This is a genomic window from Bacillus sp. FSL K6-0073 (assembly GCF_038006085.1).
In the GTDB taxonomy this organism is placed as follows: Bacteria; Bacillota; Bacilli; order Bacillales; family Bacillaceae_G; genus Bacillus_A; species Bacillus_A cereus.
In genome coordinates this window covers 2,122,864-2,147,605 of sequence record NZ_JBBOUN010000001.1, presented here as the reverse complement: position 1 = coordinate 2,147,605, position 24,742 = coordinate 2,122,864, and the positions used below count along the sequence as shown (strand labels likewise).

Here is a 24,742-nt window from a genome sequence, read left to right as displayed (position 1 = left end):
AAACTAATTTTAAAGGAGCTTGTATTATAAGACTTTCCTACGATTAAAAATTAAACTGAAATTTCCGAATAGAAAATCATTTTTCCAGAAACATATATTATGATAATTTCCGCACACTTGAATTAACTTTTTAGAAGTACTAACCTATCGGTGAACAGAAGAAAATTCTGTAAAAAGAAAGGAGAATACTTTATGATGACCAAATTACAAAAGGAGTTTTTTAAACGCTTAGAAATTCCTGCAAAAGAAATAACATTTGATGATTTAGATGAAATTCTCTTGAAAATGGGAATGATTCTCCCCTATGAAAATCTTGATATTATGGCTGGTACTATTAAAAATATCTCAAAAGATAACTTAATAGAAAAGTTACTTATTCAAAAACGAGGTGGACTTTGTTATGAATTAAACTCCCTATTGTATTATTTTTTAATTGATTGTGGGTTTCAAGTATACAAAGTAGCCGGTACTGTTTATGACCTTTACGATAATAAATGGAAACCCGATGATGGTCATGTCATTATCATATTAAGTCATGAGGATAAAGATTATGTTGTGGATGCAGGTTTTGCATCTCATCTCCCTTTACATCCAGTCCCTTTTAACGGAGAAGTCATCTCCTCTCAAACAGGAGAATATCGAATTCGTAAGCGAAATACTCGAAAAGGTACGCATATTTTAGAAATGAGAAAAGGAGCTAACGGGGAATCTACAAGTTTCTTACAATCTGAACCTTCAAACGAATGGAAAATAGGCTATGCTTTCACTGTAGATCCAATAGATGAGAAAAAAGTGAATAAGATTCAAAAAGTGATTGTAGAGCATAAAGAATCTCCTTTTAATAAAGGAGCTATCACTTGTAAATTAACTACTTATGGTCACATATCATTAACAAATAAAAATTATACAGAAACCTTTAAAGGCACCAAAAATAAACGACCAATAGAATCTAAAGATTATGCTCGCATTCTTCGTGACTCTTTTGGAATAACGCAAGAGAAATATGTAGGAAAAACACTAGAAAGAGGCTAGTTGACTACAAGTATTTCATAATAAAGCAGATTCTATATTTAGAATCTGCTTTATTTTATATTTTGTTATAAATTAATTTAATTTTGTTGTTACCCTTTAATTTTCAATTATATACTCATCATCATATTTATCGTATTGTAGCCCTTTCCCTATCTTTGACTCCGTAACTTGATCTCTTAAAAACGGTGCAGCATCCATTTTACTAGTTGCAATTTCAATTCCATATTTTTTCGTTAAATGAGCTAACTCTATTAAAAACCACTCTCTTCGCAATGTAACTGGAATATCCAATGTTTTTCTTTTCATATATAATAGCACCTCTTTTATTTTCATAGCTTAAAAATATCACTGGATTCACTTATTAAAACTACCTTTCGCCGCTAACATCCAATGAAACATTATAGTATATGCATGTCCATTTCAAACGTGCTATCATAAATATGATATTTAAGTTTACATAATTATATTATGTAATAGTAGAAAAGGAAGGCATGTCCCTTCCTCTTCTACTATAGAGATTTAAATTAAGAGCATCTTGGTACACCTAAAGCTAAAAATAAACCTGCTACTCCCGCAGTAATCGGTACTTTTAACGTAATAACATCATCTACCTTCGTTACTAAAAAGTAAGCATTACCTTCTTGTAATATACAAGTTACCAACAATTGAAATTCCATTCAAATCTCCTCCTTTCAATCGATATACTATAATTTATGAAATCTCTTTCAAAAAGTAATAGGAAATATATCCATTTTTCCTTATATACAAAATAAATGTTTATGAGTCTATTAAAAATATTAATTTTCTAAATTTATACAAAACGTGTAATATCCAATAAATTCCTATATAATCAATAAGAAGAATCTTACAAATGGAGGTATGAAAATGTCAATTTTAAGTAATATTGGTGCAGCTTTATTTTTTATTGCTTTTATTCTTTTAATCTTATGTATCATTTCATTCTTTAAGAAAAATGGAAAAGCAAAACAATATGGACGTCCTACCGTTATTCTTTTTATGATTTCTATTATATTAATAACGGCCGGTACAACAAAATCGGAACACCCCGTCGTCGAGTTTTTTTCTACTTTAAGTTTCATTCTATTTATATTCTTCCTTGTTCTAGCAATCTTATCTGTTATTAAGAAAACAGGTGTAGCGAAAAAACAATTTATTATTACAGCTGTATTATTTGTCATTTTTGTTGCGTTATTAGGTATTTCAGCTCCTTCTTCTGAAAAAACGACAGCAACTAGTACAAAAGTTGCCTCTAATAATGAAGAGCCAAAAGATAGCGAACAGAAAAAAGAGCTAGAAAAGAAAGAGGCGGACGAAAAAACTCAAAAGCAAGAAGATGAGAAGCGTCTAGCCGAAGAACAAGCTCGTAAGCAAGAGGATGAAAAACGTCTGGCTGATGAACAAGCTCGTAAACAACAAGAAGAACAAAAACGTCTGGCTGATGAACAAGCTCGTAAACAACAAGAAGAGCAAAAACGTCTGGCTGATGAACAAGCTCGCAAACAACAAGAAGAACAAAAACGTCTGGCTGATGAACAAGCTCGCAAACAACAAGAAGAACAAAAAGCACAGCAAGCTCAAACACAACCAGCTAATGGTAATACTGATAGTGCATACTACAAAAATTGTGCTGCAGTTAGAGCAGCTGGGAAAGCTCCTTTACATAAAGGGCAACCAGGTTATAGCTCTCATCTTGATCGTGATGGCGATGGAATTGCATGTGAAAAATAGTAATAAAAAAGAAGCTTTTACTAAGCTTCTTTTTTATTAACGTAAAACATTACCACTTATTACTTTCCCCCTTATTTTAATAACATTCTTCTTATTATTCTCAAAAACGACACAGAATAAGTGATTTCAATCACTACATAGATTTTAATTTATCGCTATTCTTAATTCAGATATTACATTAAAATTTTATGGAGGCATTCATATGGAACATACATTTACTGAAACTTCAATTGTTGGTGAGATTGTTACACAATTTCCGAAAGCTAGTGATCTTTTTAAATTATATAGAATAGATTTTTGTTGTGGCGGTAATAAGCCACTTATTGATGCAATTCATGAAAGAAATTTATCAGCTACTGAAGTGCTTACAGAGTTAAATATGCTTTATCATAATACGAAACGATTAAATGAATCGGAAATTGATTGGAAAAATGCTTCTTATCGTGAATTGATTGATTATGTTATAAATAAGCATCACCGCTATTTAAATGAAGAATTACCGCAGTTAAGTCCATATGTGACAAAAGTATTACGTGTTCATGGGGCAAGTCAGCCTCATTTAGCTCAAATTCATAAGCTATTTCATGAACTTAAAATGGAATTAGAACAGCATTTAATTAAAGAAGAAATGGAAGATTTTCCATTAATTTTAGAATTTGAACAAAATCCAACTAATGAAAACTATGCTAAGTTACGTAAAGTAGTAAATGAACTAGAAAATGAGCACAATCATGCTGGAAATATTATAAAAGAACTTCGTAAAGTGACAAATGACTTTACTCCTCCAGAAGGTGCTTGCGGTACTTATCGACTTGTTTACCAACGCCTCGAAGCGCTAGAGTCTGATTTATTTGAGCATATTCATTTAGAAAATAATATTTTATTTCCGCGTGCCATTACGAAAGCATAAATCAAGTGCAGGACATGAGTGTAAATACTTATGGCCTGCTTTTTCGTTTCGCGAAAAATATTCACATCCCCTTCACATAAAACCGAATTTTAACAATTTGTGAATCATTATAAAAATGTGATAAATATCACATCTCCCCCTTATTTGATTTTCTATAATAAAAATATAATCCTTTGTTCAATATTTCACATAAAAAGGGGAAACGAAAATGAAAAAACGTTTAGTTATGATCGGAAATGGTATGGCTGGCATTCGCTGTATGGAAGAAATCTTAAAACATGATAGTGATTCATATGAGATTACTATTTTTGGAGATGAACCGCATCCAAACTACAACCGCATTATGCTCTCTCATGTTTTACAAGGCAAAACAAATATGCAAGATATCATTATGAATGAATACAGTTGGTATGAAGAAAACGAAATAACCTTGTATACGAATGAAAGAGTGCAAAGTATTAATCGAGAAGAAAAAATTATTATTACAGAAAAGAAGCGTACTCTTACATACGACAAGCTCATTATCGCAACAGGTTCTAGTGCTTTTATTTTACCTGTTGAAGGTTCCGCACTTTCTGGTGTAACAGGATTTCGAACTATTGAAGATACACAATTTATGATAGATACCGCTAAAGAAAAGAAAAAGGCCGTTGTCATTGGTGGCGGGTTACTCGGTTTAGAAGCCGCAAGAGGTCTAATTGATTTAGGAATGGACGTACATGTTGTTCATTTAATGCCTAGCTTAATGGAGCAACAACTAGATACGAAAGCAGCTGCTCTTCTGCGTGAAGATTTAGAAGCACAAGGCATGAAGTTTTTAATGGAAAAGAAAACTGTAAAAATTCTTGGTACAGACCATGTTGAGGGCATTCAATTTGAAGACGGTGAAGTTGTAGATTGTGATTTAATCGTAATGGCTGTCGGAATACGCCCAAATACGCAAATAGCAAAAGATGCTGGTCTAATTGTAAATCGCGGTATTGTAGTCAATGACTATATGCTAACAAATGATGAGTCCATTTATGCAGTTGGAGAATGTGCAGAGCATGACGGTATCGCATATGGACTTGTTGCTCCTCTTTATGAACAAGGTGCGATATTAGCAAAACATATAACAAATTTACAAACTGATGGATATTCGGGCAGTATCGTCGGTACACAATTAAAAGTTGCTGGTTGTGATTTATTCTCTGCTGGCCAAATTTATGAAGATGATCAAACGAAAGCAATATCCATCTTTAATGAATGTAAACGTTCCTATAAAAAAGTATTAATTCGTGATAATAAAGTCGTCGGTATCGTTTTATACGGTGATACAGCTGACGGTACACGCCTCTTTAGCATGTTAAAGAAAGAAGAAGATATACAAGAATATACACCAGCTTCCATTCTTCACAAAGCTGGTGAAGAATGTGAACTTGACGTTGCTACTATGAGTGCGGATGACACAATTTGCGGATGTAATGGTGTTACGAAAGGCACAATCGTTCACGCCATTTTAGAACAAGAGTTAAAGACTTTTGAAGAAGTTAAAGGCTGTACGAAAGCCGCAGGGTCTTGTGGTAAATGTCGTCCGCTTGTAGAACAAGTTTTATCTCATACACTTGGAGATGCTTTTGATGCTTCTGCGCAGTCTACCGGTATGTGCGGATGTACACCTTTATCACGTGATGAAGTCGTAGCGGCCATTCATGAGAAAGGTTTAAAATCTCCAAAAGAAGTACGAAACGTTCTTGGTTTTGTACATGAAGATGGATGTTCGAAATGTCGTCCTGCTTTAAACTACTATTTACGTATGGCGATTCCAGAAGAATATGAAGATGATAAAGCATCCCGTTTCGTGAATGAAAGAATGAATGGTAACATCCAGCACGATGGTACCTTCTCTGTTATTCCACGTATGTACGGAGGCGTTACAACAGCAGATGATTTAATGAAAATTGCTGAAGTTGCGAAAAAGTACGATGTTCCACTTGTGAAAATTACAGGTGCGAGCCGAATTGGCTTATACGGTGTTAAGAAACAAGATTTACCTAACGTATGGGCTGAATTAAATATGGCTTCTGGATATGCGTATTCAAAATCTCTTCGTAATGTAAAATCATGTGTTGGCTCTCGTTTCTGCCGTTTCGGTACGAAAGATTCATTAGGACTTGGTATGTTGCTTGAACAATCATTAGAAATGGTAGATACACCTCATAAAATGAAGATGGGTGTAACGGGCTGTCCGCGTAACTGTGCGGAAGTACTGACGAAAGATTTTGGCGTTGTTTGTGTCGAAAATGGATACCAACTTTATATTGGCGGAAATGGTGGTACGGAAGTACGCGAAGCTGATTTTGTAATGATTGTCCCTACTGAAGATGATGTCCTTCGCATCGCTACAGCTTACATGCAATATTATCGTGAAACTGGTATTTATGGAGAGCGTACTGCCTACTGGACAGAACGATTAGGCTTCGATCACATAAAGGAAATACTGCAAGATGCAAATATGGTCACTAAGTTAAATGAACGTTTCCAAAAAGCTCGTGGCACATATAAAGAAGCATGGGGACAAGCACTAGAAACGAAATCATTAAAAACGATGTATGAAGTAGAAACTGTGAAATAAGGAGCTGTGATCTATATGATACAAACGAAAGAAAAAATAAAAGTTATGCGTGCAGAAGACCTTCCTATTCAAATCGGTAAAGAGGTACAAATGAAAGGTATGTCTATCGCCCTATTCCGCCTTTCAAATGGCGATATTCGAGCTGTAGAAAATCGTTGTCCTCATAAAAACGGGCCATTAGCGGAAGGTATTATATCTGGAGAATTCGTCTTTTGTCCACTACATGATTGGAAAATTTCACTACTAACAGGTGAAGTTCAAAAACCTGATGATGGTTGTATTCAAACGTATGAAGTAGAAGTTATTGACGGGGATATTTATATATACATGTAATTTACAAAAGGAAGCCTCCCCTGGCTTCCTTTTAAATAAAAATAGACGAGGTGCGAATATGAACGGATATGTATATTTAGTTGGTGCAGGACCAGGTGATGAAGGGCTTATTACAAAAAAAGCGATAGAGTGCTTAAATCGTGCAGATATCGTCTTATATGACCGCTTATTAAACCCTTCCTTTCTTAATTATACAAAAGAAACATGTGAACTTATTTATTGCGGAAAAATGCCAAAGAATCATACTATGCGTCAAGAAATGATTAACGCACACCTCCTTCAATTTGCGAAAGAGGGAAAAATCGTAGTCCGCTTAAAAGGCGGAGATCCATCTATTTTTGGCCGTGTTGGTGAAGAAGCAGAGACTTTAGCATCAGCAAATATTCCATATGAAATTGTACCAGGTATTACATCTAGCATCGCCGCTAGTATCTATGCAGGTATTCCCCTCACCCACCGTGACTACAGTAATAGCGTCACTTTATTAACCGGACATGCAAAAGGTCCTTTAACCGACCATGGAAAATATAATTCATCTCACAATAGCGACACAATTGCCTACTACATGGGTATAGAAAACTTACCTACAATTTGTGAAAACTTACTACAAGCAGAAAAAAAAGAAGATACGCCAGTAGCAGTCATTGAATGGGGTACAACTGGTAAACAGCGCGTTGTCACAGGGACACTGTCTACCATTGTTTCTATTGTCAAAAACGAAAATATTTCTAATCCTTCTATGACAATTATTGGTGATGTCGTTTCCTTACGGGATCAGATCGCTTGGAAAGAACGTAAACCATTACACGAGAAAAAAGTTTTATTTGCATCTGCAACGAATAAAACAAGTTCAATGAAGCAAAAGTTACAAGAAGCCGGTGCAGAAATATATCAAATTCCTACTTTCAAAAAGGTAGAATACACATTAACACTTGAACAAATCAATGAAATTTTTAACGTTAATCGTCTTGTTTTTTGTTCAGCTGAAAGTGTAGAAATATTGATGCAATCATGTAGTAAACACCAAAAAGATATTCGTTCTTTACAAGCGCAACTACAACATATGAACGTTGCCACTCAAGAAAAACTTATGCAATATGGGCTACTAAGTAAACAAGCAGAGTTCTCTTCCAATACAACAGTTTATTTAGGACGAAACATTAACCGAATTGCTGTTATTCAAGAAAAAATTGGTGCTGGTTCCTATATGATGACTCATGAGTACACAATTGATCATCGCTTCGATGAAATTCATTCACGTATGCTTTCTGAATTCTCATGGGATAGCATTGTATTTGAAGGTCGTGCTTCTATTGATACGTTTCTAGCAGAAATAAAACGCCTTGGCTTTATCAATATTCTTACTCTCCCATTCTCGTATACCGATGTTCCAACTTTATACTATGCAAATAAAGTTGGGTTTCATAACGTAGATCATCAATTACAAGAAACTCTTATGAAGAAAGACATGGTGAGACAATGAAAGGAATTGTATATGTTGGACATGGGAGCCGGCTACAAGAAGGTAATGAACAATTCATTCAATTTATTCAATCTGTTATGAAAGAGCGAAACGAAAGAATTCAAAAAATAGCTTTTCTAGAACTAACGACACCTACTATTTCGGATGCAGTTACAGAAACGATAATAGAGGGAGTAACTGAAATAATGATTGTACCTGTTTTATTATTTGCAGCAGCTCACTATAAACGTGATATTCCTTTTGAAATAGAACAACTACAAAAGAAATATCCACAAATAACATTTTCAGTTGTACCTCCTTTTAGTACACATCCACATATGGTGGAACTTGTAGTGAAAAGAATACGTGAAGCTATGCCAATGCAAAATAGTAGTATTTTACTCGTAGGACGAGGCAGTAGTGATACACAACCGATATATGAGTTACAACAAATCGGAGCAGCTATCGAACGAAAACTTGGTATGCCAGTATCCTGTTCCTTTTTAACGAAAGGAACTCCCTCTTTTACTGCCGAGCTCAAGGCTATAACATCGACTGCGTCCCATGTATATGTCATGCCATACCTTCTCTTTACCGGATTATTACTTCAAAAAATTGAATTGCATACAAAAAAATACAATCATGTTACGACTTGTAACTGTCTTCAGTTTGATACATATATGAAACTAACATTGTTAGAACGAATGGAGGAATGCATATATGTATAACATGTACCCTCTTATGTTTAATCTACAAAATAAAGTGGTTGTTATCATTGGTGGAGGTAAAATTGCATATCGAAAAGCGTCTGGATTAAAAGATACAGGCGCTTTCGTCACTGTTGTCAGCCCAGAAATTTGCGAGGAAATGAAGGAACTTTCTTATATTACTTGGAAGCAAAAAGCTTTTAGTAATGATGATATTAAAGATGCTCACCTTATTTATGCAGCTACAAATCAACACGCTGTAAATATGATGGTCAAACAGGCCGCTCATGATTTCCAGTGGGTTAACGTTGTAAGTGATGGTACAGAATCATCTTTTCACACACCTGGCGTTATAAGAAATAATGAATATGTTGTCACTATTTCAACTTCTGGTAAAGATCCATCATTTACGAAGCGTTTGAAGCAAGAACTAACATCTATATTGCCTAAACTTATAAAAAAGATTTCTCGTACACATAAATTGTAATCTATTTCTTAGTTAAAATAGTAATTACCTTTGGACAAACGTTTTTTAGGGGACGTTTGTTCTTTTTATTGTAGTTCTGTTCTTTTATTTCACAAGCAATCTATGAAGAAAATAAATGGTGTTTGCAACTTGTAAACAAATAAATTTCATGACAAGTGTAACATTACGAGCAACTCTTTCTATTCAGTTTTTATATTGGATATTCATTCAACCAAATTAGCGCTTGTTCATAATCATCAAAAAACTCCACGGATTCTTTTGTATTGGATTGTTGTAAATACTTCAGTATCTCTCCTTCTTCAAGAAGAAATGCAATTGCCTTACTATGATTCAAAATGGTTTCATTGAAGAACTTATCTTTCCATACTTTTTGAACAGAAAAATGATTTGGGGTATACCCTTTTCTATCCACCAACAATTTGTATTTCCGGCCCTCAGAAATAAATTGCTGACAAACCTGCTCAAAATCATTAAACCATTCATACACATCCTCTGTATTAATCTGGCCAATTAGATGGGTAACAATCAAATCTCCTGAAACTATTGTGCTGATATTCTGTTTACTCAACTTTTAATCATCTCCCTTAGTGGCAATTATGCATAAAATTCTTACTTGACACTCCCACCCCATCGCTATCACCCTAAGCTCATATAACTTTAATTATAAGCGAGATTGTGTCTTTTTTTCGCAAGTCTATATGTAAATACTTTAAAGATTTCCATACGAAATAAACCCTAATAAGTTTCTTTTTTTGAATTAAGTCACTAGATTTTGAAACATGGTACAATTGTAAACGACACCCAATATATGAAAGACTGCTTTCTTCTCATATCTATAGGACTTCTGTCCATCATTTACCGCCTCAAATCTTTTCGTTTTTGCACGTATATTCAAAACAAAATATATGATAAATAAATAACGACAGTTACTGTAATAATGCTGAAAATTGTTGAAAATAAAACGATTTGTGCATGTAATTCAGGCTCTATTTGATATTCCATAGCAATGGTTGATGTATTTCTTGAAGTAGGAAAAGAACTTGCAATAAATAACGATTGTGCAACAATACCATCGATGTTTAGTATGTATATTACAGCAAGTGCTAATAATGGTCCCATCAGTAACCTTCCAATTAAAGCCCATGTTATGACTCGATGGAAAAAATTAAGTTTAATGTTGGATAATTGCGCCCCTAGCAATATGAGTGCTATTGCAACAAAACCATTCGCAAGCTGATTAAGAGGTAGCAAGATAGAATTAGGTATTTGAATTTTAAAAGATTGAAAGAGAACCCCTAATACGAGCGCATGAAATACAGGCAGTCTTAGAAATGATTGAATAATACCTCCGATTGTTTTTGTTGCTGATAGTAAGTTATATATCCCATATGAATAAGTTAAAAGATTCTGGAAAATCACAATAAAAATCTGAATGGAAACCCCCACTGGATTGTGACTGAAAATCAATTGACTTACTGGTAACCCATAATTACCGGAATTCATTAACGAAATGCTATTTTTTAGAGCTGCACTTTCTCCTTTTTCTAACTTTAATGTTTTTGAAATGAAATGACTTACTATGATCAGACTCAGACTATAAAGCATTAAATAGTATATTATTTGGAGCAACAAACCTGTCTCTATACTAATATCATATATATTCACAAATACAGCCGCTGGCATTAAGCAATAAGTAATAAGTGTAGAAAGCTGCTTTAAGTTAAATTGGAACTTTCTTTGTAAGATTGCACCAATTAGCATTAATATTAATATTGGTAATATTACGTCTAGTATAATAAAAACAAACATGTAAAACCTCATTCTAAATATATTTTAGTTGGATTAAACACTTTACTAAATATGAATCACATTTAATCAGTCGGAAAACCCCTTCAATTCTCAATAATCAGAAAAACTTAAACCAATAATATGAAAATGTGCATCAAAAATTCTTATTTCATTTCCCTCTCCTCTCTTTTCTTTAACATACCAAATATAACTCATAAAGAAAATTATGGATTATTTATACAAATTCATAATTTTATCTTATTGACCTAAACTATCTTCTTTATTTTAAGTATACTTTTTCACAATATCCATTAACCTTACCAAAAAATTTGGCCCTAAAAAAATCTGATAATGCAGTTACTATGCGAAGGATACTTGCATCAATCCTATACTTGTCGCTTAAACTACCTAACACACCTGATACTTGTTTATCTTGAGTGGACTTATATTTTTTTCATCTAAACATCCCGATTCAATTAAATATTTGCATTCTAAAAATGAGTTCGATCTTTAGAATAGATTTAAGATTTCCTTAATTAATCTGCCCTTTAATTGAATAACTTTTGACATCTTCATTTTAAAAGCACATTCTTATAGAAAACAAGCGTTTATTGAGAGATCAATAAAAACATGTTGAAGCCTATTACTAAAAGAACCATCCCAAAATACTTTGGGATGGTTCTTTTTCCTTATTAATGATTCTTTAACATCACTAACAGCTTTTCTTGACTATACATCCACACTGTAATGATTAAACAAGCAAGTGCGACTTCTGATAATGCCATAAATCCAATTGCATAATGGCCTGTTAGTTGGAATAGTAATGTTAAAATTAGGGGCGGGAAGAACCCTCCTAGTCCGCCTAAAGCTGAAACGAGTCCATTTACAATACCTGCTTGTTCTGAGAAGTACATTGGAACGAGTTTAAAGATTGTACCATTACCAATGCCTGCACAAAATGCGACTAGTAAGCAACCAAATGTATACACGTTCATACTAGGCATGAATGATAAAATAATACCTGAAAGTGTTAAACCGATAAATACGAAGATTAATATTTTAAATGGATTAAACTTATCTCCGAGCCAACCACCAATCGGACGCATAATTGTTGCGAGTACGATGAATCCTGCAGTTCGCATACCAGCATCTACTTTCTCTAATCCGAAGTGAGATACTAAAAAGTTTGGTAAGTATACTGTAAATGCGACAAATGATCCGAATGTTAAAAAGTAAAAGATACATAAAAACCAAAGTTTCTCATTTTTATATACACCTTTTATTTGTTCCATTAATGGTGTATTCACCTTTTTCTCCTTACGATCACCTAATAAAAAGTTCATAAGTGCAAATGCTGCAAGTAAAACTAAATAACATTGTACTGTCGTTCTCCAGCCAACTGAAGTTGCGATAACAGGCGCTAAAAATGAAGTAATTGCTGTTCCGGCGTTACCGACACCGTAAATACCATTTACAAAACCATGACTCTCTTTCGGAAAGTATTTTGGTAAAGAAGTTACTCCTACAGAGAATACAGCACCACCGATTCCTACAAATAATCCACCAATAATTAAATCCATCATAGAATTGGCAACACTAATATAAAAGACAGGAAGTAATAATAGAATAAAACTAATAAAGAATAATTTTCTTGCTCCGAAACGATTTGTCCAATAACCAATTGGAATGCGAAGAACAGAACCTAAAATAACGGGTACTGCTGTGACCATAGAAATTTGCCCCGCAGTTAATGGGATATCCACTTTAATATAAGGCATTAATGATGATAAAATGACCCATACCATAAAACCTATAATTAGATTAGAAGTTTGTAAACTTAATTGAAAATTAGGACTTTTCATCCTGTTCCCTCCTATGTATGCATAGTTATATTCATTCTCTCCAGCCTAATCACGTCGTAACATGATTAGGTCGAAAAGAATCAACCACCACTTACTGGCGGAATCATCGCCACAGTATCACCAGTTTGAATGATGTCATTCTCATTTGCATACTCTTCATTTATAGCTACCATGATTTCATTTGAAATCGCTACGTTGTATTTCTTAATGAGTACCTTCTTTAGTTCAGCAACTGTAATATTTTCACAATCGATTTGTAATGCTGGCTTACTTACTTCTTCTTGTAAATGTGCAAATAATAGTACTTCAATCATATTCTCATCTCCTCTTCAGGCTCACCATTCTCATATGCTACATTCTCTAACTGATCACCAATCCATGATTCACCATCTTCCCAAAATTCTTTCTTCCAAATTGGAACGATTTGTTTTATACGCTCCATAATATATTCGTTCGCCTCATAGGCTGCTTTCCGGTGTGGTGTAGAAACAGCGACGACAACAGCAAGATCAGAAATTTGTAATGTACCAATGCGATGTGTAATGGCGACAAATGTCCCAGGCCACCTCTCTCCTACTTCAGTACCAATTCTCTCAAGTTGTTTTTCTGCCATTGTTTTATATGCTACATACTCTAAATGTAGCGTACGACGTCCTTTCGTAAATTCTCTAACAGTACCAACGAAAGTAGTAACTGCGCCACACTCACGACGAATTACTTTGTTTGTAACTTCCTCAATTGAAATAGGTGTATCAATTACTTCATAATACGTTTGTATCATTTTGCACCTCTTATCTTTGTATAAGTTAGTAATCTATTTTTCTATTATTTGTATGATCGAAGTGGTTCTTCCCAAGGCCACTCACTTCCAGCGTTTGATTCTAATAACAGTACCGAAACAGTTATTCCTGCTTCAAATCCTCTCGTTCCTCCCGGCAGGACGATAAATGCGTTCGCCTCTGCAAGTGAAGAAATTGCACTAGATTTATCTAAACCAACTGGTATAGCTTGCAATGTTCCATCTACAATTTCCACTTTCCCTCTTACAAATCGAGTAAATGGATTTGCTTTCGGAAAGTCTTTTTGTAATATTGCCTCTGCACGAAATACGTGCGGATTTTTCTTATACAAGTATGTTCGAATAACTGGCCGAACAAATAATTCACAACCGACATAGCAAGCAGAAGGATTACCAGATAAACCAAATAGTAGTTTTCCTTCTACCTCAGCTACAGTTGTCACACTTCCTGGTCGCATCGCTATTTTGTTAAAAAGTACATTAGCTTGTAACCTCTTATGAATAGCAGGTAAATAGTCATAATCTCCTACCGAAACGCCACCAGTTGTAATTAAAATATCGACTTCTTTCATCGCTTTTTTTACAGTGTTATAACACGTCTCTAAATCGTCAGCGAATTGCCCATAATACTGTACAACTCCGCCGGCTCGTTCAATTTGAGCAGCAATCATATAAGAGTTACTATTTCGAATCTTTCCTAGCTTTAATTGTTCATGTACTTCAAGCAGTTCGCTTCCTGTCGTTACAATTCCAATAACCGGCTGTTTTATAACATGTACGGAACTATAACCAAACGTAGCAAGAAGCGCTGCTACTCCAGGATTAATAACAGTCCCTTTTTTCACAAGGATGCTATTTTGGTTTACATCTTCTCCTTTAAAAGAAATGTTATCGCCAGAAGAGAAAGAACGTTTTAATACCATATAAATCTTTTCGTTTTCTTCAAATCCTTCCGTTAGCTCTAACATAACAACCGCATTACACCCTTCCGGAATTGCGGCACCTGTCATAATACGGACAGCTTGAAATTCTTTCACTTCTTCTGTAAAAACAAAGCCTGCTCCAATTTCGCCAATTACTTCAAATTGAATGGGGTTACTACTACTCGCTTCTTTTGTATCTTCCGCTCGAATCGCAAACCCGTCGTACGGAGAGCGATCAAAATGCGGAACATCATGATCTGCAATAACATCTTCTCCAAGTGTTCTACCGTAGCTTTCTATAAGAGAAACCTTTTCCATTTCACCTTGGTAGGCATATTTCATTACACGAGCAACTGCTTCTGCTACTGGAATTGGTATACGTTTATCTAACATTCTTTTTTCACCTCGTTTTAATAAGGAAAAAACGATTTTTCTGTTCATCCTATATATTTGGCGTATAATCGTTTTGCTATTTTTACATCATTTGTCCCATGAATAAATGCCCTACCGTCTATAAATAAAACAAAACGATATTCATCAACTAGAAATGATAGTAAGTAAGGCGTTTTTTTTACATGTACACTTTTTTGTAATCGTTTTTGAATTTCGGTTAAATTAAGATTTCTCTTTATTCCTGAACGGATTTGAACTGTATTCCGTCCGCATAACACTTCCGTTTTCATTTGCGCTTCAAATATTAGGCTTGGATACGTTCGTGATTTCCCACAAGAAGGACATGTACTTTTCTTCTGTCTATTTACTTTTAATGAGAGATATTGATTGTTCCAAATATCAAATGACAACATCGTCCCTCTTAATGATTCATAATCACCCACCAATATTTTCATCGCCTCTGTAACTTGGTGAGCAACGACCATTTGTACAGCTGGCTGAATGATTCCGGCTGTATCGCATGTTGCACCGCCCATAGGATGATCCATTAGACAGCGAAAACATGGTGTTTTCCCAGGAAGAATTGTATACGTTACACCGTAACTCCCAATGCATCCGCCATATATCCAAGGTATATTTTCTTTTTGTGAAATGTCATTTATAAGTAGACGCGTATCGAAATTGTCAGTCGCATCTAATATGAGATCCACATCTTTTGTTAACTCTTCTATTTCTCGCATTGTGACATCTGTTACAACTGGTACAATTTCCACTTCAGAATTAATCTTTCTTACATGTTCTGCTGCTGCAATTGCTTTTGGTTTACACTGCTGCGCATCTTCTTCTGTATATAACTGCTGCCGCTGTAAATTACTCCATTCGACGTAGTCACGATCAGCAATTGTCAATTTCCCAATTCCCATCCTAGCAAGTGCTTCTGCATTCGCAGCTCCTAGCGCACCCGCACCGATTAGGAGCACATGCTTTTCTCTTATTTTTCTTTGTCCCATTTCACCAATTCCAGAAAACAACACTTGTCTTGAATAACGCTCTTGCATAAGAAATCCTCCTTTCACTATCCACCAATGTAAGACATTTCAACTTTTGGACGTTTACTTGTATTCTCAACCGTTCTTTCATCTGAATATCGATCTGTTCTATATCGCCATGTATCATTTAAAATTTTTAATAGTGATGCATCAGAAATATTTTCTCGAAGAAGCGTTCGCAAATCCGTTCCTTTCGCTCCAAATAGGCACGTGAAAAACTTGCCGTCTGCCGAAATACGAGCTCTCGTACAAGAAGAACAAAATGACTCAGAAACAGAAGTAATAAATCCAACTTCTGCATTACTCCCTACATATCGATACAATTTCGCAACCTCTCCAAAATAACGAGGCTGAGCGGGCTCAATTGGATATACACGATTAATTTTCTCTATTAATTGTTCCTTCGTAATGACTTCTTCAAAATTCCATCCGTTTGTACTGCCTACATCCATAAACTCAATGAAACGGAGCTGAATTTCTTTTTCTTTAAAATAACGAGCCATATGAAGAATTTGACTATCATTCATCCCTTTTTTTACGACCATATTTACCTTTACTTCTAATCCAGCAGCATTTGCTGCTTCTATTCCTTTCAGTACAGGTTTTGTACTTACATTTCTTCCGTTAATTTTTTTGAAGACATGGTCCTCTATCGCATCTAAACTAATATTTACACGTTTTAATCCCGCGTCTTTTAGCGCCTTAGCTTGTTTTGCTAAATGAATTCCGTTTGTTGTGAGTCCAATGTCTTTTAAGCCTTCTAGATTTGTAAGTCTTGCAATTAATTTCGGTAAGTCTTTACGCAATAAAGGTTCACCGCCAGTAAGCCTAATTTTATTAACTCCCATACTTATAAATAATCTAGCTAACCTTTCTATTTCATTAAATGTTAATAAACACTCTTTCTGTAAAAAAGCATAATCAGGTCCGAACACTTCAGCAGGCATACAATATGTGCACCTAAAATTACAACGATCAATAACTGAAATGCGTAAATCTTGAAGTGGCCGCTTTAAAGAATCTTTCATGTTCTCGTGCATCTATATCCCTTCTTTTCTGCTGCAATCCTTAGTAAGCTTTCATTTTTTTATTTGCCTTCATTATAAAAAAGAAGCTACATATTCAATGTGACTTTTCTCACATCACTTTCCCCATTCAAAAAATTTTCACAAATCCGTTCGCATTTTGTTCACATCTTTAGCCACTCCTCCTTACTGTCATTGAAATTTCAATTTATTTTTAAATAGCTCTTGCATTTTCATCATACTTACACTCAAAATAGGAAATGTATTGCTTATAAGAAGAAAGGTGATCACTGTGGCAAACAGTATGACATTATCTCAAGATTTAAAAGAATTACTTGCATCTGTTGAATATAAAATGCAGATAAAAAAAGGTAGTTTTATTTTTCAAGAAGGTATGGAGGCAACAGAACTCTATATCATTCACTCAGGGAAAGTACAAATTAGTAAACTTAGTGCTGACGGACAAGAATTAACACTTCGAATTTGTTCGGAATATGACATTATTGGAGAATTAACATTGTTCACGGATAATGCAAAATATTTATTAAACTCAAAATGTCTTGAAGATGTTGAAGTAGGTGTAATAAAACGTGAAGCGTTAGAAAAAGCATTACTCCAAAAACCCGCTCTTGTATTTGAATTTATGAAATGGATTAGTGAACATTTAAGAAGAATGCAAACGAAGTTCCGAGATTTAGTATTACACGGCAAAAAAGGTGCCCTGTACTCTACTCTTATACGAATGACAAATAGTTACGGTGTATTAAAAGAAAATGGTATTCTCATCGATTTACCATTAACGAATCAAGAACTCGCTAATTTCTGTGCAACTTCACGTGAAAGTGTAAATCGAATGTTAAATGAATTAAAAAAGCAAGGTACAATTTCAATTCATAAAGGAAAGATTACAATCCACGATTTACAATTTTTAAAATGTGAAATTGCTTGTGAAGATTGCTCTGCTTCTGTTTGTAGCATTGATTAGCATCTTATTTAGATGCTAATCTTTTTTCAATTTAAACTACTTATTAACATTTATTCCCTATGTAAACAAAAACGAGGCCTTCCATATTAGACCTCGTTTCGTTTTAACCATTAGCTCCTATCCGTTTACAGCAGTATTATTTTTTCAACTCATTAGGAATACGTCTTCTGTAAATCACATAACTACGGCTTACATATTTAATTGGGGCACTAAATACATGTACAAGTCTTGTAAATGGCCACACTGCGAAAAGCCCCATCCCTGCGAGAATGTGAATTTTAAACCATATTGGTACTTCCATCATATATTCAACTTTCGGTTGGAAAATAAAGAGACTTCGGAACCAAGGGCCAATCGTTGTACGATAATCAAATCCTTTTGAATCGATATTTAAAAATGTTGAGGAAAGTCCTGCTAGCATTACGATAAGTAATAAAATAAGCGCAATATAATCTCCCTTTGTACTCGTTGCAATGATACGTTTTACAGTTACGCGGCGGTACGTTAATATAATTAAACCGCTAATAGAAGCAACACCTGCCGGAAGCCCAAAACTAATTGCTACTACATGATACATATGCTCAGAAATACCTACTGAACGGTATACAGCTTCTGGAATTAAAATCCCCATAACATGACCGCCAATTACGAACATGATCCCAAAGTGAAATAATAGACTTCCGAGTCGGAGCATTTTCTTTTCTAATAGTTCACTAGATTTTGATGTCCATCCAAATTGATCATAGTTGTATCTAAAAATATGTCCACCGATAAAGATTGCAAAAATGATATAGGGAAACAATACCCATAGAAATTGATCCATCATTTTAACAACTCTCCTTTCTAATTTGTCTGTACACCCCATGTTTCGATAGCGAGTAGAACAGCCGCAAGAATTGGTTCATACATACTGTCTGCTTCTTTTAATTGAACGTGTAACGCTTGTATATTCTCCGTGTATTTACTCATAATTGGTTCACTGTCTATCTCATTTGCATTTGCAAAGAACTCAAGCAATAGCGGTAAATAATCAGGTAATTCTTTATCTGTTACTTCAAAACCAGATTTTTTATAATGCTGTTTTAACTCCAGTAATTCAATACCTCTTTCTCTTTGTTCACCAGTGTTCATATAAGTAAGATACATATTTGTTTTCTTACCAAAATCGAATGTATATACGTAACTATCAATGAGTTGATCATTCGTTTTATCTAGCACTTGCTTTATAAAGGCTGTAAGTGACGCTTTAACGTCTTCCTGTTCTATTGTTTCAACCTCTTCTTGCAATTCAGTTACAGCTTCTCTCCACCCTAGTTCAGGATAGGAGAGAAGAAAAGAAGAACAAGAAAAAGCTGTTTGTAAACTTTGTCTCATAATTTTCTGCCCCCTTTATTTAAGAAATTGTCATACAAGAGCCTGGACCACCTGTGAATGATAAACCACAGCTTCCTTGTTCGCTATATAAATCTGCCACTTGTTCACGGTGAGATGTCGGGATAACGAAGCGATCTTTATATTTCGCAATGGCAAGAAGACGATACATATCTTCTACATCCTGTTTCGTTAAACCAAGTTCTTTTAATACAGCTTCATTTGGCTCTTTATTAATTTGCAGTGCTCTCATATATGTTCGCATAACAGCCATTTTTTTCAATGTAAGACGAATGTGTGATTCATCCCCTGCAGTGAGTAAATTCGCTAAATATTGAATTGGAATACGCATATTATCAATTGCAGGGAAAACCTCTTCTGCTTGCCAGTTACTACCTTTCCCTTCCACCATGTTCATAATTGGGCTAAGCGGAGGGATATACCAAACCATCGGCATTGTACGATACTCCGGGTGAAGAGGCAGAGCAATTTTCCAATCGATAATCATTTTATAGATAGGTGAATGTTGTGCTGCTTTAATCCATTCTTCAGGAATGCCTTGTTTTTTCGCTTCAGCTGCTATTTCTGGATCATTTGGATCTAGGAAAACAGTAAGCTGAGATTCATATAAATCTTTTTCGTCTTCAACAGAAGCTGCTTCTTTTACTTTATCAGCGTCATATAGCATTACTCCAATATACCTGATACGTCCTACACATGTTTCTGAACAAATTGTTGGCATACCAGCTTCAATACGTGGGAAGCACATTGTACATTTTTCAGCTTTATTCGTTTGCCAGTTAAAATACACTTTTTTATATGGACAAGATGATACGCAGAATCTCCATGCGCGACATGCATTTTGATCTACAAGAACAATTCCATCTTCTTCACGCTTATACATCGCACCAGATGGACAAGATGATACGCAAGATGGATTCATACAATGTTCACATATGCGTGGTAAATACATCATAAAGACGTTTTCAAAATCTGTTTTAATTTCTTCTTCCATTTTCTTTACGTTTGGATCTTGCAATCCAGTTATATGTCCGCCTGCTAAGTCATCTTCCCAGTTTGGACCCCATTCAATTTTGTCGATAAATTCGCCTGTAATTGCTGATTTCGGACGAGCAACTGGCTGATGCTTACGCTGCGGACTATTTGTTAACGTTTCATAATCATAGTTCCAAGGTTCAAAGTAATCATCAATCGTTGGTTGATCTGGATTGTGGAAAATATTCATAAGACGTTTCATGTTCGAACCGGATTTTAGCTGAATTTCACCATTTTTCAATTCCCAGCCGCCTTTATATTTCTCCTGATCTTCCCATTGTTTCGGATAACCAATACCTGGTTTCGTTTCTACGTTATTGAAATACATATATTCAGCACCTGGACGATTTGTCCAGGTGTTTTTGCATGTTACGCTACAAGTATGACAGCCGATGCATTTATCTAGGTTCATTACCATTCCGACTTGTGCTTTAATCTTCAAGCCAATCTACCTCCTTCAGTTTACGGATTACAACATTTAAATCACGCTGGTTCCCAGTTGGACCATAATAGTTAAATCCATAACTTAATTGACCATATCCACCAATCATATGTGTCGGTTTTACGTGAATTCGAGTTGGACTATTATGCGTTCCCCCGCGATTACTTGTTAATTTCGTACCAGGTACGTTAATGTGACGATCTTGCGCATGATGCATAAATGCCATTCCTCTCGGTATACGGTGCGTTACAACAGCACGCGCTACAACAACACCGTTACGATTAAAGCACTCAATCCAATCATTATCTGCAACACCCGCTTCAGCAGCGTCCTCTTTATTCATCCAAACAGTTGGACCACCTCTAAATAGCGTTAACATCGGTAATGAATCGAAGTACATACTATGAATCGACCACTTATTATGCGGTGTTAAATAGTTTAATGTAATTTCTTTCCCTTCTACTTCAGGTCGTGATTTACGGAACGGTTTATGTTGCAGAATTGGTTTAAATGTTGCCATCGTCTCACCAAATTCTTTCATCATGTCATGGTCTAAGTAGAAAGATTGTCGACCAGTTATCGTTCTCCAAGGGATGAGACGTTCCACATTTGTTGTAAACGGTGAGTAACGTCGTCCACCTTTTTCTGAACCTGTAAAGGCCGGAGAAGTAATTACTGTTTTCGGTTGTGCTGTAATTTGTTCGAATGTAAAGCATTCTTCTTCACGTTCTTCTGCTAAATCACGTAGTTTTAAATCTGTTTGTTTTTCAAGTGCTTCCCATGCTTTTACTGCCATATGACCGTTTGTTGTAGAAGATAGTGTTAATACCGCTTCAGCAGCATTGATTGCTTCTTTGATGTCTGGACAACCTTTCGCGATAGAATCCGTTCGAACGACTCCTAATTTGCTCTTTAATTGCTCATACTCTTTTTCTGCTGACCAAGAAATCCCTTTCGTACCAATCGGTTGTTTTCCGGCATTTGGTCCAAGCGCAGTCATTTTGTCATAAATCGTTTTATAATCCCTTTCAACAACGTGAATTTGTGGCATCGTTTTACCCGGGATTGGTTCACATTCACCTTTACTCCAATCTTTAATCTTGCCAAGTGGTTGCGCTAATTCTTGCGGTGTATCATGAAGAAGTGGTGTTGCAACAACTTCTTTCATTGATTCAAGATCAATTTTCTTCGCTAAATCTGACACAGCTTTAGAAAGTGAAGTGAAAATATCCCAGTCAGAGCGCGCTTCCCACGGTGAACCGATTGCCGGATTAAATGGATGTACAAATGGATGCATATCTGTACTGCTTAAATCGTGTTTTTCGTACCAAGTTGAAGCAGGTAAGACGATATCAGAATACAGTGCTGTTCCAGCCATACGGAAATCTAAATTAATGAGTAAATCAAGCTTCCCTTCTGGCGCTTCTTCATGCCACTTTATTTCTTCTGGTCGTAATGAATCACTGTCGTCATTCATTAACCCGTTTGTTGTACCTAATAAATGTTTTAAGAAATATTCATGTCCTTTACCAGAACTCGAAATTAAATTTGCACGCCATACGAATAAGTTGCGCGGGAAGTTGTTTTTGTTATCAGGATCTTCAATTGCGAATTTCAGTTCTTTTTCTTTTAGTTTTTGCGCAACGTATTTTCCGATTTCTTCTTGCGTTGTTGCACCAGCAGCAACAGCCTCTTTATATAATTCAATTCCATTTTTCTCGAATGTTGGATAAGAAGGTAACCAGCCAAGTCGTGCAGCTAATACGTTGTAATCACCGTGATGTTGATAACGAGAGTTACCTTCAACTGGTGATGCTAAATGTCCAACAGGTGTATCTTCATAACGCCATTGATCTGTTACGAAATAGAAGAAGGATGTACCGTTTTGTAATTTCGGTGGACCTTGCCAATCTTTTGCCATCGCGATTGTTTGCCATCCTTCTGCTGGTCTTAATTTTTCTTGACCAACATAATGAGCCCAACCACCGCCGTTTACACCTTGTGCTCCAACGAGAAGAACAAGATTTAAAACGGCGCGATAAATCGTATCAGAGTTAAACCAATGGTTAATACCTGCTCCAACAATTATCATTGAGCGACCATTCGTATCAACAGCATTTTGTGCGAACTCACGAGCGATTTGAATAATAAGCTCACGTTTTACACCTGTCATTTTCTCTTGCCATGCAGGTGTAAACGGTATGTCATCATTGAAGTCTTTTGGTCCTTGTCCGCCAAGCCCTCGGTTCACACCGTAATTTGCTAACGTTAAGTCGTATACAGTTGTAACGAACAATTCGCCCTCTTCTGTCATAACCTTTTTCACTGGAATCGTACGTTCTAATATTTTGTTTCCATCATCAGAGAAGTACGGAATTTGTACAGTTTGAACACTATCCTCCATTCCAAGTAAAGAAAGACGTGGATCAATCTTTTCACCTGTTTCTTCATCTTCTAAACGCAAGTTCCATTTCTTTTCATTATCCCAACGTGATCCCATTGTGCCGTGAGGTGTTGCAAAATCATTCGTATTCTCGTTCCAAAGAACAGGTTTCCATTCCCCTAACTTCGTTTCTCGTCCAATATCAGAAGCATTTAAGAACCGATCAGCAACGAATTGATCTCCTTTTTGTTTCAATGTGACGAAGAAAGGAAAATCAGTATATTGCTTCGCATAATTTGTGAAATATTCCACTTGATTATCTACGTAAAATTCTTGTAAGATTACGTGCCCCATTGCCATCGCAAGTGCACCGTCTGTACCTTGTTTCACACTAATCCAATCATCCGCAAACTTTGTTGATTCAGCGAAATCAGGACTGACAGAAACGACTTTCGTTCCTTTATATCGAACCTCTGCTAAAAAGTGTGCATCTGGTGTTCTCGTCATTGGTACATTTGAACCCCATGTCATAATGTAACCAGAGTTATACCAGTCACTACTTTCTGGTACATCTGTTTGATCGCCCCAAATTTGAGGAGAAGCTGGTGGTAAATCCGCATACCAATCATAGAAGCTAAGCATCGGTCCACCCATAAGTTGCATAAAGCGACTACCAGCAGCATGACTTAACATCGACATAGCTGGAATTGGTGAAAAGCCAACATTTCGGTCTGGACCGTATTTCATTACTGTGTACAGTAAAGAAGCTGAAACGAGTTGTAACACTTCATCCCAATTCGTACGAATGAATCCCCCTTTACCACGCGCCTGCTTATACGTACGTGCCTTTTCACGGTTTTCCACAATGCTTTTCCAAGCCTCTAATGGTGACTCGTTATTTTGCAATTCTTCTTGCCACATATTCCAAAGAACACCACGTACATACGGGTATTTCACACGAAGTGGACTATAAATGTACCAAGAAAAGCTTGCTCCACGTGGGCATCCTCGCGGTTCAAAATCTGGCATATCAGGACCTGTAGTCGGATAGTTAAGCTCCTGCCCTTCCCAAGTTACAATTCCATCTTTCACATATATATTCCAGCTACATGAACCAGTACAGTTCACGCCGTGTGTAGAACGAATTACTTTATCATGCTGCCAACGCTTTCTGTACACATTTTCCCATTCGCGATCTTCATATGTTTCTTGTGTATGATTATCGTTATAACGATCTATTGGTGAAAAATATTTTAAACGTCTCATTAGTGCTGAAGTTTTTTTCTTCATACTGTTCACTCCTTTAATACGTCTCTCTTACATACCCTTACTATAAGAGAGGTTGTAAAATACAGATGTGACATTTCGCACA

23 protein-coding genes and 1 pseudogene are annotated in these 24,742 nt (G+C 35.6%); 9 read left to right on the top strand and 15 right to left on the bottom strand.

What is annotated here, in order from left to right:
- The first annotated feature begins 192 nt into the window (after positions 1-192).
- Positions 193-1,032 carry an arylamine N-acetyltransferase family protein gene (locus MHB52_RS11300; protein WP_000988427.1) on the top strand — a complete coding sequence of 280 codons (840 nt, stop codon included), beginning with the start codon at positions 193-195 and terminating at the stop codon, positions 1,030-1,032.
- A 96-nt stretch (positions 1,033-1,128) separates the two neighbouring features.
- On the opposite strand, the gene MHB52_RS11295 is transcribed toward MHB52_RS11300, so the two are convergent.
- Both MHB52_RS11295 and exsG read right to left on the bottom strand, forming a co-directional pair.
- Positions 1,129-1,338 (bottom strand): hypothetical protein, encoded by a 210-nt coding sequence (locus MHB52_RS11295; RefSeq protein ID WP_000824207.1) that lies wholly within the window; start codon positions 1,336-1,338, stop codon positions 1,129-1,131.
- A gap of 218 nt (positions 1,339-1,556) precedes the next feature.
- Positions 1,557-1,709 carry an exosporium protein ExsG gene (gene exsG, locus MHB52_RS11290; protein ID WP_000395679.1) on the bottom strand — a complete coding sequence of 51 codons (153 nt, stop codon included), beginning with the start codon at positions 1,707-1,709 and terminating at the stop codon, positions 1,557-1,559.
- Positions 1,710-1,917: 208 nt separating this feature from the next.
- Between exsG and MHB52_RS11285 the strand changes: the two genes are divergently transcribed.
- From MHB52_RS11285 to MHB52_RS11255, 7 genes are all read left to right on the top strand, one after another.
- Positions 1,918-2,781 (top strand): excalibur calcium-binding domain-containing protein, encoded by an 864-nt coding sequence (locus MHB52_RS11285; RefSeq protein WP_086424311.1) that lies wholly within the window; start codon positions 1,918-1,920, stop codon positions 2,779-2,781.
- 202 nt (positions 2,782-2,983) lie between these two features.
- Entirely contained in the window at positions 2,984-3,691 is a 708-nt protein-coding gene (ric, locus tag MHB52_RS11280; protein WP_000401343.1) for an iron-sulfur cluster repair di-iron protein, read from the top strand.
- Positions 3,692-3,899: 208 nt separating this feature from the next.
- Positions 3,900-6,305, top strand: coding sequence for an NADPH-nitrite reductase large subunit (nirB, locus tag MHB52_RS11275; RefSeq protein WP_063263987.1), 2,406 nt, complete (start codon positions 3,900-3,902; stop codon positions 6,303-6,305).
- Positions 6,306-6,320: 15 nt separating this feature from the next.
- Complete coding sequence (nirD, locus tag MHB52_RS11270) at positions 6,321-6,638, top strand: nitrite reductase small subunit NirD (protein ID WP_000616686.1); 318 nt, start codon at positions 6,321-6,323, stop codon at positions 6,636-6,638.
- Positions 6,639-6,696: 58 nt separating this feature from the next.
- The gene (locus tag MHB52_RS11265; RefSeq protein WP_001014973.1) at positions 6,697-8,121 is read left to right on the top strand and encodes a uroporphyrin-III C-methyltransferase; all 1,425 of its coding nucleotides are present in this window, start codon (positions 6,697-6,699) and stop codon (positions 8,119-8,121) included.
- Positions 8,118-8,828, top strand: a complete 711-nt coding sequence (locus MHB52_RS11260; RefSeq protein WP_000676476.1) for a sirohydrochlorin chelatase — start codon at positions 8,118-8,120, stop codon at positions 8,826-8,828. Before MHB52_RS11265 ends, MHB52_RS11260 begins: the two co-directional genes overlap by 4 nt.
- A complete protein-coding gene (locus MHB52_RS11255; RefSeq protein ID WP_000282595.1) occupies positions 8,821-9,294 on the top strand; it encodes a precorrin-2 dehydrogenase in 474 nt (157 codons plus the stop codon). Before MHB52_RS11260 ends, MHB52_RS11255 begins: the two co-directional genes overlap by 8 nt.
- A gap of 190 nt (positions 9,295-9,484) precedes the next feature.
- Here MHB52_RS11255 and MHB52_RS11250 read toward each other — a convergent pair whose 3' ends face one another.
- The 9 genes and pseudogenes from MHB52_RS11250 to moaA all read right to left on the bottom strand — a co-directional run bounded on the left by MHB52_RS11250 (position 9,485) and on the right by moaA (position 17,148).
- Positions 9,485-9,862: an STAS/SEC14 domain-containing protein gene (locus tag MHB52_RS11250; protein WP_000043362.1), complete on the bottom strand. Its 378-nt coding sequence runs from the start codon at positions 9,860-9,862 to the stop codon at positions 9,485-9,487.
- A 323-nt stretch (positions 9,863-10,185) separates the two neighbouring features.
- Entirely contained in the window at positions 10,186-11,103 is a 918-nt protein-coding gene (locus MHB52_RS11245) for an AEC family transporter (RefSeq protein WP_000497508.1), read from the bottom strand.
- A gap of 304 nt (positions 11,104-11,407) precedes the next feature.
- Positions 11,408-11,536, bottom strand: a pseudogene (locus MHB52_RS11240) (PspC domain-containing protein); the annotation flags it as partial.
- A gap of 238 nt (positions 11,537-11,774) precedes the next feature.
- The gene (narK, locus tag MHB52_RS11235) at positions 11,775-12,944 is read right to left on the bottom strand and encodes a nitrate transporter NarK (protein WP_000841857.1); all 1,170 of its coding nucleotides are present in this window, start codon (positions 12,942-12,944) and stop codon (positions 11,775-11,777) included.
- Between the two features lie 80 nt (positions 12,945-13,024).
- The gene (gene moaD, locus MHB52_RS11230) at positions 13,025-13,258 is read right to left on the bottom strand and encodes a molybdopterin converting factor subunit 1 (protein ID WP_000573682.1); all 234 of its coding nucleotides are present in this window, start codon (positions 13,256-13,258) and stop codon (positions 13,025-13,027) included.
- Positions 13,255-13,725, bottom strand: a complete 471-nt coding sequence (locus MHB52_RS11225; RefSeq protein ID WP_000616829.1) for a molybdenum cofactor biosynthesis protein MoaE — start codon at positions 13,723-13,725, stop codon at positions 13,255-13,257. The genes moaD and MHB52_RS11225 overlap by 4 nt, the downstream gene beginning before the upstream one ends.
- 44 nt (positions 13,726-13,769) lie before the next feature.
- A complete protein-coding gene (locus MHB52_RS11220) occupies positions 13,770-15,059 on the bottom strand; it encodes a molybdopterin molybdotransferase MoeA (protein ID WP_000884820.1) in 1,290 nt (429 codons plus the stop codon).
- A gap of 44 nt (positions 15,060-15,103) precedes the next feature.
- On the bottom strand, positions 15,104-16,117 hold the full coding sequence (locus MHB52_RS11215; RefSeq protein WP_001158130.1) for a molybdopterin-synthase adenylyltransferase MoeB: 1,014 nt from the start codon (positions 16,115-16,117) through the stop codon (positions 15,104-15,106).
- Positions 16,118-16,134: 17 nt separating this feature from the next.
- The gene (gene moaA, locus MHB52_RS11210) at positions 16,135-17,148 is read right to left on the bottom strand and encodes a GTP 3',8-cyclase MoaA (protein ID WP_000545033.1); all 1,014 of its coding nucleotides are present in this window, start codon (positions 17,146-17,148) and stop codon (positions 16,135-16,137) included.
- Between the two features lie 277 nt (positions 17,149-17,425).
- Between moaA and MHB52_RS11205 the strand changes: the two genes are divergently transcribed.
- A complete protein-coding gene (locus MHB52_RS11205) occupies positions 17,426-18,118 on the top strand; it encodes a Crp/Fnr family transcriptional regulator (protein WP_000013866.1) in 693 nt (230 codons plus the stop codon).
- Positions 18,119-18,254: 136 nt separating this feature from the next.
- Here the strand turns inward: MHB52_RS11205 and narI are convergent, their stop codons facing one another.
- Genes narI through MHB52_RS11185 form a run of 4 tightly spaced genes read right to left on the bottom strand, consistent with a single transcriptional unit; the run spans position 18,255 to position 24,660 of the window.
- Positions 18,255-18,944 carry a respiratory nitrate reductase subunit gamma gene (narI, locus tag MHB52_RS11200; RefSeq protein ID WP_000969222.1) on the bottom strand — a complete coding sequence of 230 codons (690 nt, stop codon included), beginning with the start codon at positions 18,942-18,944 and terminating at the stop codon, positions 18,255-18,257.
- Between the two features lie 17 nt (positions 18,945-18,961).
- Entirely contained in the window at positions 18,962-19,492 is a 531-nt protein-coding gene (gene narJ, locus MHB52_RS11195) for a nitrate reductase molybdenum cofactor assembly chaperone (protein WP_001249924.1), read from the bottom strand.
- A 19-nt stretch (positions 19,493-19,511) separates the two neighbouring features.
- Positions 19,512-20,987 carry a nitrate reductase subunit beta gene (gene narH / locus MHB52_RS11190; protein WP_061663725.1) on the bottom strand — a complete coding sequence of 492 codons (1,476 nt, stop codon included), beginning with the start codon at positions 20,985-20,987 and terminating at the stop codon, positions 19,512-19,514.
- Positions 20,977-24,660 (bottom strand): nitrate reductase subunit alpha, encoded by a 3,684-nt coding sequence (locus MHB52_RS11185; protein WP_000730784.1) that lies wholly within the window; start codon positions 24,658-24,660, stop codon positions 20,977-20,979. Before MHB52_RS11185 ends, narH begins: the two co-directional genes overlap by 11 nt.
- Positions 24,661-24,742: the final 82 nt, after the last annotated feature.

Excerpts from the sequence above, each read along its gene's own strand:
- MHB52_RS11300 (WP_000988427.1), top strand. The coding sequence starts at position 193 with ATGATGACCAAATTACAAAAGGAGTTTTTTAAACGCTTAGAAATTCCT.
- MHB52_RS11295 (WP_000824207.1), bottom strand. The coding sequence starts at position 1,338 with ATGAAAAGAAAAACATTGGATATTCCAGTTACATTGCGAAGAGAGTGG.
- exsG (WP_000395679.1), bottom strand. The coding sequence starts at position 1,709 with ATGGAATTTCAATTGTTGGTAACTTGTATATTACAAGAAGGTAATGCT.
- MHB52_RS11285 (WP_086424311.1), top strand. The coding sequence starts at position 1,918 with ATGTCAATTTTAAGTAATATTGGTGCAGCTTTATTTTTTATTGCTTTT.
- ric (WP_000401343.1), top strand. The coding sequence starts at position 2,984 with ATGGAACATACATTTACTGAAACTTCAATTGTTGGTGAGATTGTTACA.
- nirB (WP_063263987.1), top strand. The coding sequence starts at position 3,900 with ATGAAAAAACGTTTAGTTATGATCGGAAATGGTATGGCTGGCATTCGC.
- nirD (WP_000616686.1), top strand. The coding sequence starts at position 6,321 with ATGATACAAACGAAAGAAAAAATAAAAGTTATGCGTGCAGAAGACCTT.
- MHB52_RS11265 (WP_001014973.1), top strand. The coding sequence starts at position 6,697 with ATGAACGGATATGTATATTTAGTTGGTGCAGGACCAGGTGATGAAGGG.
- MHB52_RS11260 (WP_000676476.1), top strand. The coding sequence starts at position 8,118 with ATGAAAGGAATTGTATATGTTGGACATGGGAGCCGGCTACAAGAAGGT.
- MHB52_RS11255 (WP_000282595.1), top strand. The coding sequence starts at position 8,821 with ATGTATAACATGTACCCTCTTATGTTTAATCTACAAAATAAAGTGGTT.
- MHB52_RS11245 (WP_000497508.1), bottom strand. The coding sequence starts at position 11,103 with ATGTTTGTTTTTATTATACTAGACGTAATATTACCAATATTAATATTA.
- narK (WP_000841857.1), bottom strand. The coding sequence starts at position 12,944 with ATGAAAAGTCCTAATTTTCAATTAAGTTTACAAACTTCTAATCTAATT.
- moaD (WP_000573682.1), bottom strand. The coding sequence starts at position 13,258 with ATGATTGAAGTACTATTATTTGCACATTTACAAGAAGAAGTAAGTAAG.
- MHB52_RS11225 (WP_000616829.1), bottom strand. The coding sequence starts at position 13,725 with ATGATACAAACGTATTATGAAGTAATTGATACACCTATTTCAATTGAG.
- MHB52_RS11220 (WP_000884820.1), bottom strand. The coding sequence starts at position 15,059 with ATGTTAGATAAACGTATACCAATTCCAGTAGCAGAAGCAGTTGCTCGT.
- MHB52_RS11215 (WP_001158130.1), bottom strand. The coding sequence starts at position 16,117 with ATGCAAGAGCGTTATTCAAGACAAGTGTTGTTTTCTGGAATTGGTGAA.
- moaA (WP_000545033.1), bottom strand. The coding sequence starts at position 17,148 with ATGCACGAGAACATGAAAGATTCTTTAAAGCGGCCACTTCAAGATTTA.
- narI (WP_000969222.1), bottom strand. The coding sequence starts at position 18,944 with ATGATGGATCAATTTCTATGGGTATTGTTTCCCTATATCATTTTTGCA.
- narJ (WP_001249924.1), bottom strand. The coding sequence starts at position 19,492 with ATGAGACAAAGTTTACAAACAGCTTTTTCTTGTTCTTCTTTTCTTCTC.
- MHB52_RS11185 (WP_000730784.1), bottom strand. The coding sequence starts at position 24,660 with ATGAAGAAAAAAACTTCAGCACTAATGAGACGTTTAAAATATTTTTCA.